Raw genomic sequence first — 21,000 nt, forward strand, 5'->3', positions numbered from 1 at the left:
ATCGATCTTCTGAAACTATTTACTGCCTGCTAAAAGGGCGTCAATAGAACGTTTATCAAGCACGGTATTATTCCGCCGGTCCAAAGCGCCGCCCGTATCCCAGTAAAAGGGCTTAAGACCATTGGCTATGGCCTGTTTGGTTACATAGGTCAGCCAATAATCTACTGCATCATTATGGGTGGCCAGGTCTTTGGGAACATACTTAGTGTTACCACGTCTGTAGGTTCCATATTCGCCCATTATAACCGGGATCTGCTTATCGGTGTATTTCGTTTTCATTCTGGCCATGGAGGCGTTCACATCACTTTCCTCACCCCAGGTGGCATTGCGTTCAGGTTCAATGGTTGAATGATGTCCGGTACCCCAGTAATAGAACATTTTACCCCAGGAGGCATCGCCATCCATCAGTATACAGAACTGGGCAGGGGAATAATAATGCACCTCCACCATCATGCGGTCTTTCGCAGGATCTGTGGGGAGGGTATTCATCAGGTCATATGTTTTTTCAATATTCGTTGAGGGCCCCTGTACCACCAGCACCCGGTAGCTGTTACGCCCGCCGGTGGACCGTACTGCGTTAACGAAGGTTTGATGATAGCTGGCTAGTACCGCCACCTGATCGGCATTATCGGCAGCGGGTTCATTGGCGCTTGCAAACATCAGGTGCTCATCAAAATCACGCATGGCCGTAGCAATCTGTTCCCAGAAGGCCTGTTGTTTGGCATTAACGGAATCCTTCTTCTGGGCGTTAATATTGTTTTCCAGCCAGCCACCGTCCCAATGGATATTAAGCAGCACATACATATCGTTATTCACACAATATTGCACCACCTGCTTTACCCGGTTAAGCCAGGTATCCTGGATCTTGGCGGTGGTTTTATCGGAATAATAGTCCCATGAGCAGGGCAGGCGGATGGCGGTAAATCCCTGCGCTTTTACAGCTTTGATATAGCTTTCGCTGATCAGTGGATTACCCCATGCGGTTTCCCCGCCGATCGCTTCCAGCGTATTGCCAATGTTCCAGCCCAGTTGAAATTTAGCCGCCAGCTGCACGGCGGTACTTCCCATGCCGGTTGCATCAGCCGGCTGCGGAGATATATTATAGCCCGGATATAAGCTGCTGGCCTGTGTTACATTAATCCTGCGCACCTGGCTGTTTCCCGCGTTAACCTCCAGCACTGCGGAGCGGGAAGCTCCGGTAGTATTGGCGGCAGCGGTCAGGTGAATAGAAGCCGGACTGCTGTTGCCGCCTGTTTTGCTCAATTGCAACCAGGAAGATGCAGGGTTACTGATATTCCATTCTACGTTACTGGTGACCGTTACCTCAGCGGTATCCCCGGTTGCCTTAAAAACAATATCAGATAGTGAAACCGATAATGCCGGTGTTACCACACCCTTTTTACTGCAATATGCCGACACTGCAGCCATGATTAGAAGGCCGGTGAGCATACGCCAACTTTGAGTTTTCATAATGATGATATTTGGTTAAAAAATTCCCCTACCTGATCTTCACTACCCGGATGTTATCAATAGCGGCCTTTAAGCCGGATGCTGATGGTGAAGCCGAAAAGTTCTTGGTCTGGATATTTACCGCCCCGTTGCCGGATGCACCCAGCAAAGCGGTCAGGCTTGCAGCAGCCGATCCTTTACCATCATTGTTCCTGAACAGCGACAATGGAATGGTTACGGTGCGCCATCCTTTGGTAGTGAAAGGGGTTACAACGCCGCCGGTACCCTGCCAGGGCTCATAGCGGGCCATATAGTCAAATGCATAACCTTTTATTACATAAATGGAAGTGCCGCTCCATGCGGTGGGAACACTGATCTCAAACTTAAGGGCATAGTCATCGAGGGAAAGCCCTAAACTGTCCACAGGGACCCACTGTACATCGTTGGTATTTATGCTGCGTTGCCAGCCCCACCAGGTGCCGTCGCCGGCCGGCAGAACATCATTGCTCAGTACCGCGTAATTACCCCTGTTGCCGGGAAAATTGACGCTGCTGCTTTCAATGCCGGTACCCCAGCTGAAAGTATTTGTCTTGTCAAAATCACAGAGCATCCCGGTTGTAGCATCATTTACGTTAAAGGGAGTAGAAGCCGTGCCGGATTTGGTGCTCACCACTACCGGTCCGCTTTGGGTAAGCGCGGGCAATACAAATCCAATGGAAGTACCATCGCCGGCTGTGCTGAATTTCGTAACCGGCGTACCGGCAAAGGTTAGTTCCTGTATAAAAAATAAATTCAACCCGTTGATATAAACGGAATCACCCTCATTGGCATTTTCGTTGGAAATGCTGGTGATGGTAGGTGGCGGGGCCACAATATCAAAGGTGAAAGTGGTAGCTCCCTTCCGGGTAACATAGCGGATCGTATTCAGATTTTCTGCAGATACCGACGGAAACGGGATCACCGCAGGTACCAGCACGGCAGCACTGGTATCAGAGAACATAACGCTGTTGATGGTAGCAGGTATGCCATTGAAGGAAACCTGTACCGCATCTTTTAAGTTATGCCCGATCAAAACCACCCATTGGCCGGTGGTGATGTTATTCACAAGGGTGTCGGCAGGTGAAGCGGCATAATTCCTGACATTTGTTATTACAGGAGCGCCGCCGTCCATTGCATCCTTCTTACAGCCGGACTGCATGCATGCAAAGGCCGCAGCAATTGCCAGGAACAGCAGGCTTTTATAGCGCTGATTGAATATTATTTTATTCACGGTATAATGTTTTTAGTATTGCTTAATAATAGGATACCGGTGGCTCCAGCAATTTCGGGTTGGCAGTAACCTCAGCAGAAGGTATCGGGAAAGTGAAGCTTTGAATAGTTGCAGGCGTAATTACACCATATGGAGCGGCGGGTGTTAACACACCATTGGGCAGGGTAAAGGTTACACGCCTTTCCCCGTTTAATTTGCTGATTGCCTTTGTTGGGTTGTAATAAGACAACCTCACCAGGTCTATCCAATATTGCCCCTCTGCTGCCAGCTCTATCCTTCTCTCTTTATACACGGTGTCCATATCTATTTTAGTAGTTGGTGCAATGCCGGCCCTTTCACGCACTTTGTTAAAGTAAAGCAGCGCATCACCGTCGGTGCTTGCACCATTGTTGCCAAGTATGGCTTCGGCATAAATGAGGTACACATCCGCCAGTCTTAGTAATGCATTGTGTTCTGATGAGGAGGTCAGGTTCATGGTGGGCGAATTATTATCCTTGTTCGTACCGATAATATGTTTCTTCAACCCGCAATCACCAGTGTATTTATATCCACCACCCGCTGCATTCAGCTCGGGGTAATAATCACCATTGATCATAAAAGTAGCCTTGCGCCTTATAGAATCCCTGGTGGAGTAGAGCTCATACATATCTATGGTTGGGCGGATGTTAAACCAGCCTGCCGAGCCATTGGCAGATATTTCCGTACCACCCGGTGAATAGATCTGCAGCATATTGCCTTCCAGCCAGCCGCCACCCGGAGCCCACTGTAATGCAAATAATGATTCCGGGTTATCGTTAAACTGACTTTTAAAGAGGTCGGCATAATTAGCCTGCAGCGCCAGGCCGCTGTTCTTACAAACATTACCTGCGTATTTCCTTGCGCTATCCAGGTAAGCCTGATCCCTGATGCCGCCATTTTGGTTTAACCCGGCTGCTGTCAAATAAACCTTACTTAACATCCCTTGTGCGGACCAGGTAGTAACCCTTCCGGCGGCATCAGCAGGCGGCAGATTTTCCGCTGCAAAGGTCAGGTCATTAATAGCGAACTTAAATACGTCTTCCGTTTTTATGCGGTTGATCAGCGGAGATATGATCAGCTTACTGTTATCCTCAATAACAGGCACAGCACCCCATAACACCGCCAGGTTGTAATAGGCAAATCCACGTATAAAGCGCGCCTCCGCAATAGCCGCATTCCTGTCCTTTTCAGGGATGGTATTAGGCGCCTTTTGCGTGATGGCATTAATGGTAACATTACAGTGCGCAACAACGTTATACATCCCTTTCCAGTTAGAGATCATGATGCCATTTAAGCCTGTAATTGTAAAAGTGTTCAGCTGCACGGCATCTCCCCAGTAACCAACAGCCATGTTCCCGCTCAGCACATCGCCCACCGGTAAATAACAGGTATAGTTCCAGTCTCCCCAGGGCGTACCGGCATACAATGCAGCTGTAGCCAGCCTGAGATCATTGGGAGTTTGATAAAAGTTATCAGCACTTATTTGCGACAGCGGCGGACGATCCAAAAAGCTTTTGGAGCATCCTGTCATCACGATCACCGTTAACAGGAAAACAATTATTTTGTCGAATATTGATTTCATAACTATTTATATTAAACAGATGAATATTTTATTTACTCAATTTTACATTCGCACCAATGGTAAATACCCGGGGCTGCGGATAATAACCTCCGTCAATGCCTGCGCTTAGCGGATCCCATGATCCGATCTCAGGATCCATACCCTTGTAGCTGGTAATGATAAAGGCATTTGAAACATTGAAGTAAACTCTCACATATTTAATATTGGCTTTCGCTGTCAGGCTTTCAGGAAGCGTATATCCTAAAGAAATTGTCTTACACCGTAAAAAGCTTCCGTTCTCCACGAACTTGTCAGAGTTCCTGTTATTATCATTGGTATTATCATTCCTGATCCCGGGGATCCGGGTATCCGGATTGGTAACCTGCACATTATTAATGTCGGTAGCAGATCCATTCGGGTCTATCAGGGTCAGCTTTGCGTAGTTGGAAAGCGCCCGGAGGTATCCAAAGCTTGTACCGGGGTATTCCCCGTTTACACGCAGCTGGTTAAATACTTTATTGCCGGTATTTGCGGTGAAGAATATATTCAGATCAAAATTCTTATAGGAGAAAGTATTGTTTAAGCCAATCTGGTACCTGGGTATGGGTGAACCCAGGAAGGTTTGATCCTGTTCGTTAATAACCCCATCCCCATTAAAATCTTTGAACTTCAGATCACCATACCAGATACTGCCACCCGCAGCGCCTACCGGCAGGGGCGCACCATTTTTAGTGGGTAGTGCATGGGTCTTAAAATCTTCTTTTGTTGCAAACACCCCTCCGTCAATCACATATCCGTAAAGCTCGCCAATAGACCTGCCTACAACAGTTTTGCTGTACTGCCGGTTCAGTGAGGCGCCATCCGTGTTGAGCTTCAGCACCTCATTAATATTACGCGAAACGGTTACATCCGTTTTCCAGCTGAAACTTTTACTTTTAATGTTGGTAGCGCTGATCCTGAAATCAAAACCCTTGTTATTAACAGTTCCCACATTTACGTACGGGGCATCCAGCGAGCCGGGTGCATAACCGATCGCTGTACCGGAATACAATGGCAGGGGGATCTGTAGTACAAGTCCATCGGTTCTGCGGTTATAAAAATCAACTGAGAAGTTGATCCGCCAGTTAAAGAGCGCACCATCCAGTCCTACATTCGCATACTTTGTTTTTTCCCATTGTACATAGGGGTTGCCCACATTCTGGGTAAGCTGTGCAATGCCTGTAAGGCCGGTAGCTACCGTAGCCAGCGTTGAGGTATAGGCATAGTCCCGGATATTCTGATTATTTGTTAATCCATAACCCAGGCGTAGCTTTAATTCATTTACATATTTAGATCCCTGCAGAAAATTTTCATTATTCAGCTTCCAGGCAAATGCGCCTGAGTAGGTAGTTACCCAACGGTTTTCAGGGGCAAATTTGGAAGAGCCATCAGCCCGCACATTGGCGGTGAACAGGTATTTATCATTAATGCCCAGGTTTACGCGGCCAAAGTATGATTCCTGCGCGCTTTGTCCTTTGGTTCCGGAGTTCGTGGCGGTGGTAGGATCCCCGCTGCTGATCACCTGCACACTGTTGGAAGGAAAATTCGTTCTGCCTGCAGATGAATTTTCATTGGTGCTTAACTGCGCTTCATGTCCTAACAACGCATTTACATTGTACTTATTCACGAACAGGTGTGAATAGGTCAGGTAGTTCCTGAGAACTGTAAATGAGCTTTGTGAAAAATTATAGGATGCGCTGTTGATATTGTTCTTTACAAGGCCAAATGTATAGGAAGGATTAAACCGGTCTTCTGTTGCCATTGAAAAGCTTACAGTGCCTTCGTTCCTGAGGGTAAGATCCCTGGTAAAAGCAATTTCTGCATAGGCATTGCCAAAAAGCTGGTTCCTTTTTACCTGGTCTTTATTAATGAGGGCAATCGCATAGGGGTTCACCGTGCTATTTACCCAGCCATTAGGGTTATAAGCGCCGCCCCAGCTGCCATCCTCATTTTTTACCGCTATATCCGGTGTCTGGCTTAAGGCGGTACCAATTACATTTGAGCTGGTTGAATTTACATTCTCTTTGATATTTACCAGCTGCAGGCTGGTACCTATCTTTAACCAGCTGGTGGTTTTATTATCGAGGTTCAACCTTAATGAAACCCTGCGAAAATCGGACCCAAGGGCTATACCCTCCTGGTTGAAATAAGAACCGGACAGCAGGTACTGTGTTCTTACATCCCCGCCGCTAACGGTTAACGTATGGTTGTACATCGGCGCGTTCCTGAAAAGCTCTTTCTGCCAGTCAGTTCCCTCGCCCAGGTATTTTGGATTCACAAATTCCGGGCGGGTATCAAATCCCCAGCCTAAACCCGTGTTCCTTTCATTGATGAAAGCTGCATACTCCCTTAAGTTCATCACAGGCAGCCTTTTAGGTATCTGCTGGTAGCCTGCGTACATTTCATAGGAAACGCTTGGCGGAGCTACCTGTCCTCTTTTGGTTGTTATTACTACTACGCCATTTGTTGCCTGGGATCCATAAATGGCTGTTGCAGATGCATCTTTTAACACATCAACGGATTCAATCTCAGAAGGATTGATCCCCGCCAATGGGTTAACGCCCGCACCTAATGAGGCTGTACCGCCAATAATGACCCCATCAATTACGTACATAGGAGCACTTCCACCAAAAGAAGACAGGCCACGGATCTGAACAGACACCGCTCCACCTGGCTGACCTGATATTTGTTGCGCTACTAAGCCCGGCACCTTGCCCTGCAATGCCTGGTCAAGGGTTACGGGTTGTGTTTTACGGATCTCATCACCGGAAACAGAAGATATGGCGCCGGTAACATCCGGCCGCCGTATTTTGCCATAACCGATCACCACCACATCACCCAGCTGTGAAACGTTCTCGGTCAGCTTCACCTGGATGGAAGTGCTTTTGTCAATAACCACTTCCTTTTTCAGGTAGCCGATCATTGTAATCAATAATACCTCCCCTGCCGATGCGTCAATCGCGAACTTTCCCGCTTCATCGGTAATGGCAAAGCGATTGCCGCCCTTTACAGCAACGGATGCTCCCGGAACCGGGGTAGCGTTAGCCTGATTGAGGATGGTACCACTGATCTTTATTGTTTGTGCAGAGAGGTTTATGCTGAAAAGGGATCCCCAAAGAATACCCAATAGCGGCAATATTCGCAAGCGAATCATTTTGGTTGACTTCATACTTAATAATTTTAACTTGACTAGATTATTATCCTTTTCTTCAGCGGGAATGGCATTTCATCTTGACGGATCTGAACCTGACTGGTTGGGGTGAACCAGCAGGTATAGGGATAGGATAGATAATCTGGTCCGCAGGACCTCGCCTATAGGCGGAAGATCCTGTTAATAAGTGCCTGAATAAAGTATAGGCAAACGGGATAAGTTGCAACAGTTGTAGTTTCATATACGTGGATTGAATATTATAAAGTTATTGTTCTACTCTCTGAAACCGGGGTGTCAAATGATTCAACCAGGGGGCCAGAATGTTACAATAGCCCCCCGGTGAACGACTTAAATCGGCCTTTACCATCCCGCATTTTGTTTCAATACGTTATTTGACAAAGTGATCTGTGTATAAGGTATTTGCACCAGGCCCTTTGTTTCTATGACCTTTGATGCCAGAATGGTTTTGGTTGTATTCACCCCGCCATTTTGAACGGTCGCTGACTCGGCAATGGCAGCTGCCGCAACATTGATACCCTGGCGCAGCAGATCCCAATAGCGGATGCCTTCTCCCGCAAACTCAAGCTTTCTTTCATTCATAATATTTGCCTGGGTCACCGGGATCTGGACAAAGCTGGTGCCCAATACCCTTTTGCGTACATCATCAAAGTAATTTTGTGCACCGGCAGCACCTAATTCAGCAGCCATTAACAATACATCCGCGTAACGGATAGATACATAATCCTGGAACTGACTGATCATGAAGCTTGCACCACCCATTTTTTCAGCAAGGCTTTTTCCTGCCGCATCAACCATGGGTGTATATTTTTTAATGGTGTAGCCTGTATACTCCCTCTGATCTTTTATATTCTGAAAATCAAGTCCTTCATCCTTTATAGAAATAATAGAGGCGCTTCTCCGGCTGTCGCCCGGGGCGTAGGCATTCCAAAGCTTAGGGTTCACGGTTGCGCCTCCCCAGCCCATTCCATACGGGTAAATATTCTGGATACGGATACCGAACATTACCATCCAGTTATTGCCATCCACATTGCCATTCCAATCACTGGTGTAGGTATACTTGATGGCAAACACGGTTTCCTTATTATCCTCTCCCACGTAATTATTGAGAGAGGCAGCAGGCCATAAATTGGCAAATTTGTCAACCAGCCCGAATCCTCCGTTGTTAATAACATCTTCCAGGTAAGCAAGTGCCTGTGCTTTTGACACCTCTCCTACTAGGTCTGCTTTGCTATATGCGCCGGTGTAGTAAAGGAACACACGGCCTATCAAAGATTCAGCGGCCCATTTGGTTACCCGCCCGCGGGTGGAAGCATCCTGGCTGCCGTAACTGGTGGCGGGAAGATTGGCTGCCGCAAATTTCAGATCATCTGTAATGAGCTTGTAAACACTGTCTACACCAGTCTGGGGTACATTATCGGTAGTAGGTTTTGTGATCAATGGAATATTGCCCCACAGCCTCACCATATCAAAATAGCAGTATGCACGTATAAACCTTGTTTCCGCTTCATAGGTCTTGCGTAAATCGTCATTTCCTTTCCAATCCACCCCGTCCATGTGCAGCAAAAGCATGTTGGCGCGGTAAATAGCCTTGTAATAAAGGCTCCAGCTATCGCCAAACATATTCTGATCAGAAGGTGAGCGGAGCTTGTCAAATTCATCCATCATCTGAAAACCGAATCCGTCCGCATTGCCGGTGCCCCCGAAGGTTTCATCCGACATCACCACAGATGCCACAGGAAAAGCAACACCACCTGACCAAACACGCTGCAATCCATCATATACGCCTACCAGCGCTTTCCAGGCATCATCCGGTGTTTTGTAAAAGTTCTGTTCTGTGGCGGATGTTACATCTTCCGTATCCAGGAAGCTTTTACTACAGGCTACCAATGATAACAATGCAGTAAACAGTATATATACTTTTAAGTTTTTCATTGCTGATTCATTTTAAATTTAAAAGCGGATGTTTGCCCCAACCATGTATGTTCTGGGCCTGGGATAATATCCAATGTCCACCCCGGATGAAAAGCCTTCATTATATCCAACTTCCGGATCCATTCCTTTGTAACCGGTAATAGTGAAAGCATTCAGCACAGAAGCATATACTCTTAGCTTGCCCAGGTAGCTTTTCTTAACAAGGTTTGCAAAATCATATCCAAGCGTGATGGTGCTGATACGAAGATATTTTCCATCATAGATGTACAGGTCTGAGAATTGCGCCCAGTTAACGCCATCTTCCGTTACGCGGGGAATTCTGTTGGATGTTCCCGGACCATGCCAGCGTTCCAGGATCTGTGTAGTATAATTACCAAAGCCACCCGGGCCTCTCCAGGACTGCACCAGCTGGTTGCCGGAAACACCGGATGCCTGTATAAACAGATCAAAACCTTTATAGCCCAGCGCTACGTTAAAACCAAATGTGAGATTCGGGTTAGGATCACCGATCTTAGTTTTGTCATTAGCATCAATGGCTCCATCGCCGTTCAGATCAACATAACGAACATCCCCTGGCTGGGCGGTAGGCTGAATGGGGGTACCGGTTTTGCCTTTATAGGCCTGCACGTCTTCCGCCGTTTGAAAAATGCCGTCCGTTTTATATCCCCAGAAATAACCTACCGGCTCACCGTTTGCCGCCCGGTAAAACTCACCCGCATTGGCATACAGCACATTGGTATTGCCATGCAGCACATGATCATTTGTGGGAATATTTCCTATCCTGTTCCTGTTATAAGCGCCGTTCACACCAATTGAATAATTGAAGTTCTTACCAATGCTGTTCTGGTAATTTAGTGCCAGCTCAACGCCTTTATTCGTTACATCCCCCCCGTTGATCAGCGGCGCATCGGCGCCGGCAGTAGCCAGAATAGGCACGGTAATTAACCAGTCCTTTGTTTTCTTGTTGTAATAGTCAAAAGTTATGTTCAGGTTTTTCAGCACAGTAGCATCAAAGCCGATATTGGTCTGCTCGGAGGTTTCCCATTTTACATTAGGATTTGCGATACGGCTTGGGAAGGCGCCCTGCGTATTTGCCCCTTCAACGGGTCCGAAGATATAGGCCGTATTACTGAAGCTGATAGGAGATAAATATTGATATGCCGCTACATTCTGATTACCTACCCGGCCCCAGCTGCCGCGGATCTTCAGGAAATTCAGCCAATGAGCGCCCTGCATAAAGCTTTCCATAGAGGTAACCCATCCTGCGGACACTGAAGGGAAATATCCCCAGCGATGACCGGGTGCAAATCTTGATGACCCATCAGATCTGAAGGTGATATTCAGCAGATATTTTTCGCGGAAATCGTATTGCAGCCGCCCGAAATAAGACAGCAAAGCATTTTCAGTGGGGCCCCCGCCAACACTCATATAGGGTGCACCCCTGTTCACATTCTGGGCTACGGAAAGGTAAGCATGCTGCAGATCGGCCACACGCAGGTACCAGTTATTACCATTCATACCCACTGTTTTTGCTTTCAGCGAAGAGCTGCCGGCCATTACGCTGAAGTGGTGATCAGTGGCCACATTGAAATCATAGCTCAGCAAATTATCGAACTGAATGGTTTGCCCGTTACCCATTGACTGGCTTACCTTGGAAGTGTCATTAAACGCATAAATAGAGAGGTGATAAACCGGCGTATAACCATGGCTTTGATTAGAGGTATAATTTAAACCCAGGCTGGAGCGGAATTTTAATCCCTTAATGGGTTCAGCTTGTATATATACATCGCCAAACAAACCCTGTGTGCTGTTCCGGTTGCGCGTAGTGTAATCCATTACCGCATAAGGGTTGGATTCTGTATTGTTCCATGCCTGGTCCGGTTTTCCCGGATACCAGCCTTTCTGGTCACTGCTGAAATAATTGCCGTTCGCATCATACATGGGCAGGAAAGGGCTTGTACTAAAAGACGAACGTAAGGTGTTATTGTACTGGCCATCCACTAAGATCCCATGATTGTTCTGGTAATTGAACGTAAGATGCTCGCCTATTTTGATGATATTCTGGTATAAGTTGTGATCTGAGTTTATCCTGAACGTATAGCGCTCGAAGTTAGAAATATTGGAGCCGCCTACAATACCGCCCTGACCTGTATATCCCAGTGAAAGAGAATAGGCGGAGCCTGCACCGCCGCCCTGTACGCCCAGCACATAGTTCTGGGTAGGTACATTGCTCTTAAACATCTGATCCATCCAGCTGGTATTTACGGGCAAATTGTTCACTACATCATTGCTGAAGTAAGGCGCTTTACCTGAGTTAACAGCCGCTTCATTTATAATGATGGCATACTCTTTTGCATTCAGCAGCTTTGCTTTACGTGCAACGTTCTGGGCGCCGTAAAAAACATCCAGGGTAACCTGTGCTTTCTGATTGTTCTTCCCTGAGCGGGTGGTAACCAGGATAACGCCATTGGCCGCCTGTGATCCGTAAATAGCAGCGGAAGCAGCATCCTTGAGGATGTCTATGGATTCAATGTCGGCAGGATTCAGGTATGAAATGTCACCGGTTTGAACACCATCAACAATATACAGCGGAGAAAAATTGCCCACCGTACCCTTACCACGGATAATAACATTCATGCCGGAACCGGGCTGGCCTGAATAAGAGGTGATCTGCACACCGGGCGCCTGCCCCTGCAAAGCCTGCAGCGCATTGGTAGTATTCTGCTTTTGAATATCGGTGCCTTTTACCTGTATATTGGCGCCTGTTACCAGCTTTTTCTTCTGTGTGCCGTAACCGATCACCACTACATTCTCCAGCTGGTTCTCCGATTCCTGCAGCTGGATCCTTAACTCCGGTGATTCAACCTTCACCTCCTTTGCAACGAACCCTACTGAAGTGATCACCAGCACATCGCCGGTGGATGCATTAATGGAAAACTTTCCTGATTCATCCGCAATGGCGGCGGTTTGTGTGTTCTTCACATTAACCGACGCACCCGGAACCGGGGCGGATGTGCTTTGGCTGGTGATGGTTCCACTCACTTTTGCAGTTTGTGCAAAGGCATTTTTGCTTAGGGTAAAAATCATAATTGTCCCCCATAACAGCAATATTCGCAAGCGAATAATCTTAGCTGACTTCATACGTGTGAATTTAAAATTGGCTATTTTTTATGTTTAGATGTTTCCCTTCATAGATCACTTCTTTATCGCATGCTGTATCAAGATCCAGGCGCCTGGTTTTATCAGGCGCTATCATATTTATACGGAAGGTTCTTTTTTGCAGCATCCCGTTGAACGATCCCTTCCGGTCGCCGATGGTAACAGTTCCTGTTGCTTCATTATACTGTACCGGGATGATGGAAAAAGCGCCTTTTTCATAATTGTAATTGGCTCCTTCATCTTCATACAGGTTAAAGGATGCATCCGCACCTGTGTAAATGTTTAAGGTGATGGTATCGGGCTTTTTTTCTGTGGTGTATTGCAATTCAGGCCCGAAAGGCAGGATGGATCCGGCTTTTACAAACAGCGGCATCCGTTCATAAGGCGCTCCGGCAATAATTTTCTGACCACCGGCATACCATTTCCCCGAATAGAGATCATACCAGCCGGCACATTGAGGCAGGTACAGGGCACGTTCCGTTTTTCTGTATTCATAAACAGGATTTACCAGCAGCGCAGGGCCGAACATATATTGATCCCCGATGTTCAGCACAGCGGTATCTGCTGCAAAGTCCATTGCAAGGCCCCGCATAATCGTATAGTCATTATGGTAGCCCCACCCTGCCAGCGAATAGATATAGGGAAGTAAACGGTAACGCAGCTTATCGTAATAGAGAAAACTTTTATAGGCAGGATGGTCCTCCGGGGCAGTATTAAATACCTCGCGGTAAGGGAATTGCCCATGGGAACGGAACAAAGGAGCAAATGCGCCAAACTGCGACCAGCGGGTCGCCAGCTCCCTCCACTCTTCCAGGTGTTCGCTATCCGGCTTTTCAAATTTTCCGGGCACCACAAAACCGCCTATATCCATAGTCCAATAGGGAAGCCCTGACATAGAGAAATTCACCCCTGCGGTTATCTGCGCTTTCATATCCTGCCAGGTGGAACCAATATCACCGCTCCATATGGCTGCGGCATAACGCTGTGAACCTGCAAAGCCGGAGCGCGTGAGTAAAAACACCCTCTTATCCGGATCCGTTGAACGCTGCCCTTCATAGATCCCTTTTGCATTTTGCAGGGGATAGGCATTCAGAAATTCGGCTGCACTGCCTAAAGCAGTGGGTGTCATTTGCAGCTTTCTTTTATCCGGGCTTACATTGGAGAGAATGTCCGGCTCACTGGCATCCATCCACCATGCGTCAATGCCTTTACTATAGATCTTATCATTGATCAGGTTCCAGAATCCTTTCCGGGCATCCCTGTTAAAGGCATCGTAAAAAGTAGATACATATCCCGCGCCGATCCAGTCTTTTTGCCGGTCGGCTATATTCCTTTTATACAACCATCCGTTCTTATCAAACTCGTTGTACGCTGAGATGCCGTCATAAAATTTAGGCCACACCGATATCATGATGCGGGTGTTATATTTTTTATGCAGCACATCGATCATACTGTCGGGAGAAGGAAAACGTTTTTCATCGAATTCCTGGCTGCCCCATTCGGCTTCCTTCCAATAGCTCCAGTCCAGCACAATATTGTCAATAGGGATCTTTCTCTTGCGGAATTCATCAACCGTGGTAAGGATCTCATCCTGTGTTTTATATCGTTCCCTGCTTTGCCAGAAACCCAATGCCCATTTCGGCACTATAGGTGCTTTACCGGTAAGATCCCGGTAACCGGAGATCACCTCATCCATATTATTACCATAAACGAAGTAGTAATCAACCTGTTTGCCGGCTTCGGAACAAAAGCCAAAACTGTTTTGCTCTTCTTCGCTCAATGGCTCCTGCCATTTCAAAGAAAGATAGGATTCGCCGCCTTCAGGGATCCATTCAATTTTAACAGGTATTTTCTCTCCTTTTTTGAAATCCCAGGGCACCAATGCAGATGCGGGGTTCCAGGCTTTGCGCCAGCGGTCTAAAACCAGCTTTCCATCCAGCCACACTTTCAGGGAACCACCATAGGTGAACCGGAACTGGTGAAGGCCCGACAGATGGCTGGCAAGGCTCCCTTCCCAGCTTACCATGCCCGTAGCAGGCGTAAATTCCCGGGGTAGCTGGATCTTTGAGTCTCCCAGGAACTCCATATTAATGTTTGCCTCTGCCCTCTCCGTACTTATCTCTTTGGGGTTATGCGTATTGTTGATGTACGAAGCTGTAAGCCAGCCCGGCTCCCCCTGCTTTGAAAAAAGCTGCATGGAGGAAAGCGGGTGAAGGGGCCTTACATCGCCGGCCCTGGTCAGGGAATAATTATCCCACAGAATGCCATAATTTTTACTGGAGATCAAAAATGGAATGGCTACTTCGGTATTGTTCTGGAAAAAAGTAACCTGCTGCCCCCGGTAATTCATGATACCGTCCTGGTGCTGGCCCAATCCGTACCATGCATCATTGCCCGTGGTCTGAAAGGTTTGCGTGAGCGTGTAAGACCGTTTGCCGTCAAATACTACGGATTGAAAATTCCTTCCTAACGGCTGTTTTTCAGCCAGTATTTTTTTGCCGGTAAGATCCGTGAACGTAACGGCCCCGGTTTTACGGTCGATAGTAGCGATTAATCTGGAGGTTTTGAGTGTGAGGCTTTCTTTAGAAGGGATCACATTCCAGGTAAGTCCGGGCTTTTTATTGTAAACCGTGATCAGGCTGTTACCAGGAGCTATTTCCTTTCCGGGAGCTGCGATCACTCTTATAATATTATCCGCAATCACTTCCAGCTTTACGGCATTCGGTGCGCCCGTCAGCAAAGGATCTGTAAAAAGCATTACGCCATCAGGAAGTTTGACATAGGCGGGCGGAACTGCCAATAAGTCATTCAAAAACGCAGAAGCCAACAGGCTAAACAGCAGCAATCTCAAGTTCATACACGTGGATTAGAATGCTGTAAAGCTATTACCTGGCCGTTTGAAAGCAGGCGGTTGAATGTTTCAAACTAGGGGGTTAAATGTTACAAAGAGCTGATTTTCATTGCCATCTTTTTGACAGAGAGGAAACTAATTATCTCTATTCTTAATATTTGTTATGTATTGTGAGGGTAACATATTAAACTCTTCCTTGAAAAATTTGGAGAAGATCTTGGGATCATTGAATCCTACCTCATATGCAATTTCGGCAATTGACATTCCGCTTTTATCCATTAGCTGGGCTGCCCTTTTCAAACGGATGGAACGGATAAACTCCAGGGGCGACCTTCCGGTAAGCGAAACTATCTTTCTATAAAAGGTAACACGGCTCATGCACATCTCGCGGCTAAGATCTTCCACCGAAAAATCCGGGTTATCTATTTGCTTTTCAACGGCTTCCAATGCCTGTTTCAGGAATTTCTCGTCCACAGGGGTGATGGTAACCTCTCCGGGATTCACCTCAATCTGCTTCTGGAACCTTTTCTGCAATAATTTTTGCTGTGCCAGCAGGTTATTGATGCGGGAAGCCAGGATCTCAAAGGTGAAAGGCTTGGTAATGTAATCGTTCACACCTGCTTTCAACCCTTCCAGCTGTTTCTCTTCACTTCCCATGGCGGTAAGCAACACAACGGGAATATGGGCCGTGAGCGTTTCGGTCTTAATTTTTCTGGCCAGCTCAACCCCGTCCATTAAAGGCATCATAATGTCGCTCACCACCAGGTCAGGGTTTAGCTGCTTTATTTTTTCCCAGCCTTCCTTTCCGTTCGTGGCTTCCTCTATATGATATTGTCCTTTCAGGTTGTCCTTTAAATAAAAGCGCAGGTCCTCATTGTCTTCCACTATGAGTATGGTTTTCCGCTTATCGCCCTTTTTACTTTCTTCTACTACTATGGATTCTCCAATTTCTGCCGGTAAAGGGGCGGTCGCAGCCCGGGCTGAAGGTTCATAAATTTTCCTGGCAGGAAGCAGCACGGTAAAACAGGTGCCCTGATCCGGCTCGCTTTTTACAGTGATGATCCCGTTATGTAATTTCACAAACTCTTTTGTAATAGCCAGGCCGATCCCGGTTCCCTGGTTCACCATGCTTTCCGGCACCTCTGTTTGAAAGAAGCGTTCAAAGATCTTTTCGTGCTGGCTGGCCGGGATACCGATACCGGTATCTTTTACTTCAATGGCAAGGGTTCCATCCCCTTCATTATTTACCGGCGGCTTATAAATAAGGTTAATGCTCACCGCGCCGTTATCATGCGTATATTTAAAGGCATTGGAAAGCAGGTTGAAGAGGATCTTTTCAATCTTATCCTTATCGAAATAAATTTCCAGGCTGTCAATGTTAGCGGAGAATGAAAATTGGATCTTTTTCTTTTCCGCAATATCCGCAAACGAACGGCTGATTTCCCCGCTAAACCCGATAATGTCGCCTATGGCAGGATGTAATCTTACTTCCTGCACTTCCATCTTCCTGAAATCCAGCAGCTGGTTTACCAGGTTCAGTAAGCGTTTTGCGTTACGCTGCACCAGGTTTAATTGCTTTGCCTGCTCTTCATCCGTAGTATGCTTAATGATCTTGTCCAATGGGGCAATGATCAGGCTTAACGGTGTGCGGAATTCATGGCTTACATTGGTAAAGAATTTTGTCTTTAACTGTTCCAGCGCATGCGCCCTTTCTGCTTCCCTTCGCTGCTGCTGCACTTCAAAGCGCATGCGTATCCGGTCTAATGTAATACGCCGGGCAAGTAAGAACAATCCCGCCATGATCAACAGATATATAATGTATGCAAGAGGAGTTCGCCAGAACGGCGGCTCAATATTGATCCGCAAAGCCTTAATGCTACTCCAGGAACCATCCCGGCCTAAAACCTTTACTTTAAAAACATAATGACCGGGATTAAGGTTAGTGTAAGTAACCCTTCTTTGGCTGCCATCTGCATAAAACCAGTCTGTATTAAACCCTTCCAGCATGTATGCATACTTATTAGATGCATTGCCGCCAAAATCAAGGGAAGCAAATTCAATAGAGAAAACGTTCTCTTTATGTTTCAGGTCAATGTGCTGCAGCCTTGGCAAAGCTTGTGGCAGCAGGGTCCTGTTATTGATCCGCTCACCCGGCGCCACTTCTTTATTTAGGATCTGTAAACCGGTAAAAACAATTTTAGGATGGTAGGCTGGCTTTTTTATGTTATCCGGATCAATAATATTAAACCCAAAGGGACCACCAAAGATCAACTCACCCGCCCGTGTTCTGAGCGCTGCATTTTCATTAAATTCACGGTTCTGCAGGTTGTTCGTCTCGTCGTACCTGATAACAGAAAAAGTAAGTCCGCTGTTCGTTTGCTTTGGAATGGCATTACACAAACCATTGGGCGTAGAAAGCCAGAATGTCTGATGATCGTCTTCAAGAAGATCCAGGACCATGTTATCGGGCAAACCATCTGAGGTAGTGAAGATCTGAAATTCTTTTGTCCGTTCATTAAACAAATTCAAACCGTCCCCCGTTCCCACCCAGATCCGTCCCTTGCTGTCTTCCATAATACAGGAAACAATATTGTTGCTTAAACTATTTTTGTTGTTTGTATGCTGATAAAAGACCGGAATGCTTTTATTCTTTTCAAAAACGGCCACCCCGGCATTTGTACCGATCCATAAATTACCCTTTCTGTCCTGCAGGATGTTGAAAATATAATCGGAAAGTGCGCCTCCTGCCTGGCCTTTATAATGGTCAAACTTGTTTGTACTCCTGTTAAAACGATTCAGGCCGCCGCCCAAAGTACCGATCCATAAATTCTGGTCCCGGTCCTCAAATATTTCCCAAACCCTGTTGTCTCCCAAACTTAAAGAATCATGATCGTCATGCCGGTAGTGTGTAAACTTCTTTCCGTCAAAGCTGTCAAGGCCTCCCAGGTAAGTTCCAATCCAGAGTATACCTGTATGGTCGATCCACAAGCTTACAATTACATTACCCGTCAGGCTGTTTTGGTTGTTTGGATCGTGCTGATACTGTTTAAAAGTATTGCTCTTCCTGTCAAAATAAATGAGTCCCCCGCCATTGGTCCCGATCCAGATATTACCCAGCCTGTCTTCAACAAAACGGTTTACATCATCGTATTGAAGGCTTTTTGCATTCATTTCCTGGTGATGATAATATGGAAATTGTACGATGTTGCTGTTTAAATAATTTACCCCCTGCTTATAGGTTCCCAGCCATATAATGCCGTTATCGTCTTTATAGATCGTGTTGATGCTGTTCTGGCTCAGGCTTTTAGGATCCAGGGGATCATTCAGCAGGTAGCTGGTTTGAAAGCTGTTCTTCTTATCGATCAGGGCTACTCCTCCATGGTCGGTTCCTATCCAGATCAAACCATTATTATCCTGAATGATCTGGCTTACTACTTCTGAAATCAGCCTGGCCGGAGAGGAATTTTTATTAAACTGCCTGACCGTATTATCCTGCGGATGAAAAAGAAAAGCTCCATAGGTGTAGCACCAGATCCAAACATCTCCATCATTGTCTATAAAAAGGCTATTGGAATTATTTCCTTTATGCTGATCCTGCAATGCAGTGCTGGAGAATATAACCTTATCCAATGCGATGTCATATTCCTGCAAAAATCCATTTTGATATACGATCCATAACTTCCCGTCTTTTGTTTCTTTAACGGAAGTGATCCTTCCAGGAGAATGGAGGGTGTCCTGGTACCTGAATGGCTTTACTCTTTTATCAGTAGCTGAATATAAATATAAACCCAGGTCATTGTAAAGGAACCAGCATCTGTCGTCATTCCCTTTCACGACACCCGCAATCACTCCCCGAGGTAACCCCAGCATCTGTAAATAGTTAAAATAGTCCGCATCAAACTTTTCTGTGTCTGGATTATAAATACAAGCCCCTCCTCCTGTCGACACCCACATCTTTCTGTCAGGAAGCTCATACAGCGCCAGGACATTATTATTCTTTAGCGAAGAGCTGTCACTGTGATTTTGACGGAATATCCTGCACATATATCCATCATAGCGGTTAAGTCCGGCCGCGGTACCAAACCATAAAAAGCCATCCGGATCTTTTAATGCTGCATTCACCTGGTTGTGTGAAAGCCCGCCGTGCATATCAAGCCTGGAGAAATTATAATGGTCCCGTTGTGCAAAAGCCAAAGCCGGCAGCAGCAGTAAACCAATTGAGATAAAAAAACGTATTAAAAATTTAAGATGGCTCAAAACAGACTGTTCATTTTAAGTTCATTGTTCAAAAACCCCATCATAGGAAGGAAAACCGGTAACAGCTCCCCGTTTGCAGCTGAAATTTCAGCCGGACTCCAAATATAATTGATAACTGGGAATTATCAACCCTGAGTTCTGAAGATGCCTACGCAAGGGACATGATAGGTCGGATACGCCAAAATGAAAGATACATGTGCAAACGAACATGTAGATTTAAATGGTAGCGGGTTTTTCGTATTTTGCAACTACGCAACCAACGCACTTAACATCAATGACATTCAGTTTTTCCTCTACTCCTGGTTTCGATTTTCTGACACAGTTTGCCCGCCATATCGGCGCACCAGTGCATAATGACCTGATGACAATGCCCGCGCAGCTGGGACAGGGATACATCCGCAAGCTCACGTTCGGCCCGGAGTTCAAGATCACGATCCATCATTATTTACTCCAGGAAGATCTCATCATCAAACGCAATTCATCCGGGCTGGGAAATGAGCTGATCACCGTGTTTTTTTACAGCAATGAACAGTCACTTGGAATTGCTTTTAATGATAATCCCCTGGTACTTTTCTCCAACCGCGATGATTCAGCTATCCAGGTAACTTCCAACGATCTTAGCTCCGTCATACGCTTTCCCGCAAATCATTATATTAATTATGTGGTGGTGGCCATTACACCGTCCTATTTAACGGCATTATTAGCCGTTAAAGATCCCAATTCAGTACTACAAACAATTACCGGCAGCGGTAATTCCTTTCTTTTCTTTGAAAGCATGACCGCCGAAACAAAGCTGCTCCTTAAAAATATTGCCGCGGTGAATATGAATGATAACCTGAGCCGCTTCTACATGCAGATCAAAGTACAGGAACTGCTTTACCTGATTTTTCATCAGCTGTCTTCGCGTGAAAGTGCAGCGTATCAAAGCATCAATAGTGCAGATGCGGAAAGATTGCTGCATATCCGCAATGAGATCCTCAGCGATCTGAGTGTGCCACCCGTGCTGCGTGAGCTGGCACAAATTGCCGCTATGAGCGAAACCAAGCTTAAACAGCTTTTCAAACAAACTTTTGGCAGCACTGTCTATAATTACTATCAGCAGGCGCGGATGGAAGAAGCGGCCTTCCTGTTAAAGCAAGGCAAGCGTTCCGTTGCGGAGGTGGGCTATGAGCTGGGATTTTCCAACCTGAGCCACTTCAGCCGGCTGTTTGAAAAACATTATGGCCTCAACCCCAAACGATTTTCCACCCAATCCTAACCCCTCCACCGGATCCGACTGATTTTGCGTCTTT

The 21,000-nt window shown here is 46.4% G+C and carries 9 protein-coding genes; 1 reads left to right on the plus strand and 8 read right to left on the minus strand.

The genetic code is table 11. From position 1 onward, the window contains the following. Positions 1–15: 15 nt before the first annotated feature. From BMZ54_RS28035 to BMZ54_RS28070, 8 genes are all read right to left on the minus strand, one after another. Complete coding sequence (locus BMZ54_RS28035; RefSeq protein WP_089919786.1) at positions 16–1,470, minus strand: cellulase family glycosylhydrolase; 1,455 nt, start codon at positions 1,468–1,470, stop codon at positions 16–18. A gap of 28 nt (positions 1,471–1,498) precedes the next feature. Beyond that, positions 1,499–2,719 (minus strand): glycan-binding surface protein, encoded by a 1,221-nt coding sequence (locus BMZ54_RS28040; RefSeq protein WP_089919788.1) that lies wholly within the window; start codon positions 2,717–2,719, stop codon positions 1,499–1,501. Positions 2,720–2,741: 22 nt separating this feature from the next. Beyond that, positions 2,742–4,319 (minus strand): RagB/SusD family nutrient uptake outer membrane protein, encoded by a 1,578-nt coding sequence (locus BMZ54_RS28045; RefSeq protein ID WP_089919790.1) that lies wholly within the window; start codon positions 4,317–4,319, stop codon positions 2,742–2,744. 28 nt (positions 4,320–4,347) lie between these two features. Next, a complete protein-coding gene (locus tag BMZ54_RS28050; RefSeq protein ID WP_202909383.1) occupies positions 4,348–7,506 on the minus strand; it encodes a SusC/RagA family TonB-linked outer membrane protein in 3,159 nt (1,052 codons plus the stop codon). 342 nt (positions 7,507–7,848) lie between these two features. Next, positions 7,849–9,441 (minus strand): RagB/SusD family nutrient uptake outer membrane protein, encoded by a 1,593-nt coding sequence (locus BMZ54_RS28055; protein ID WP_089919791.1) that lies wholly within the window; start codon positions 9,439–9,441, stop codon positions 7,849–7,851. Positions 9,442–9,459: 18 nt separating this feature from the next. Then, complete coding sequence (locus BMZ54_RS28060) at positions 9,460–12,528, minus strand: SusC/RagA family TonB-linked outer membrane protein (protein ID WP_238386708.1); 3,069 nt, start codon at positions 12,526–12,528, stop codon at positions 9,460–9,462. 64 nt (positions 12,529–12,592) lie between these two features. Then, positions 12,593–15,457 (minus strand): TIM-barrel domain-containing protein, encoded by a 2,865-nt coding sequence (locus BMZ54_RS28065; RefSeq protein WP_089919794.1) that lies wholly within the window; start codon positions 15,455–15,457, stop codon positions 12,593–12,595. Positions 15,458–15,586: 129 nt separating this feature from the next. After that, the gene (locus BMZ54_RS28070; RefSeq protein ID WP_089919796.1) at positions 15,587–19,708 is read right to left on the minus strand and encodes a hybrid sensor histidine kinase/response regulator transcription factor; all 4,122 of its coding nucleotides are present in this window, start codon (positions 19,706–19,708) and stop codon (positions 15,587–15,589) included. Between the two features lie 274 nt (positions 19,709–19,982). Between BMZ54_RS28070 and BMZ54_RS28075 the strand changes: the two genes are divergently transcribed. After that, positions 19,983–20,966: a helix-turn-helix transcriptional regulator gene (locus BMZ54_RS28075; RefSeq protein WP_089919798.1), complete on the plus strand. Its 984-nt coding sequence runs from the start codon at positions 19,983–19,985 to the stop codon at positions 20,964–20,966. Positions 20,967–21,000 lie beyond the last annotated feature (34 nt).

It is taken from the genome of Chitinophaga rupis, from assembly GCF_900109685.1.
Taxonomy (GTDB): Bacteria; Bacteroidota; Bacteroidia; order Chitinophagales; family Chitinophagaceae; genus Chitinophaga; species Chitinophaga rupis.

Bases quoted from the DNA above. Each gene is read 5' to 3' on its own strand.
- BMZ54_RS28045 (WP_089919790.1), bottom strand. From the start codon at position 4,319: ATGAAATCAATATTCGACAAAATAATTGTTTTCCTGTTAACGGTGATC.
- BMZ54_RS28035 (WP_089919786.1), bottom strand. From the start codon at position 1,470: ATGAAAACTCAAAGTTGGCGTATGCTCACCGGCCTTCTAATCATGGCT.
- BMZ54_RS28065 (WP_089919794.1), bottom strand. From the start codon at position 15,457: ATGAACTTGAGATTGCTGCTGTTTAGCCTGTTGGCTTCTGCGTTTTTG.
- BMZ54_RS28060 (WP_238386708.1), bottom strand. From the start codon at position 12,528: ATGATTTTTACCCTAAGCAAAAATGCCTTTGCACAAACTGCAAAAGTG.
- BMZ54_RS28055 (WP_089919791.1), bottom strand. From the start codon at position 9,441: ATGAAAAACTTAAAAGTATATATACTGTTTACTGCATTGTTATCATTG.
- BMZ54_RS28050 (WP_202909383.1), bottom strand. From the start codon at position 7,506: ATGAAGTCAACCAAAATGATTCGCTTGCGAATATTGCCGCTATTGGGT.
- BMZ54_RS28075 (WP_089919798.1), top strand. From the start codon at position 19,983: ATGACATTCAGTTTTTCCTCTACTCCTGGTTTCGATTTTCTGACACAG.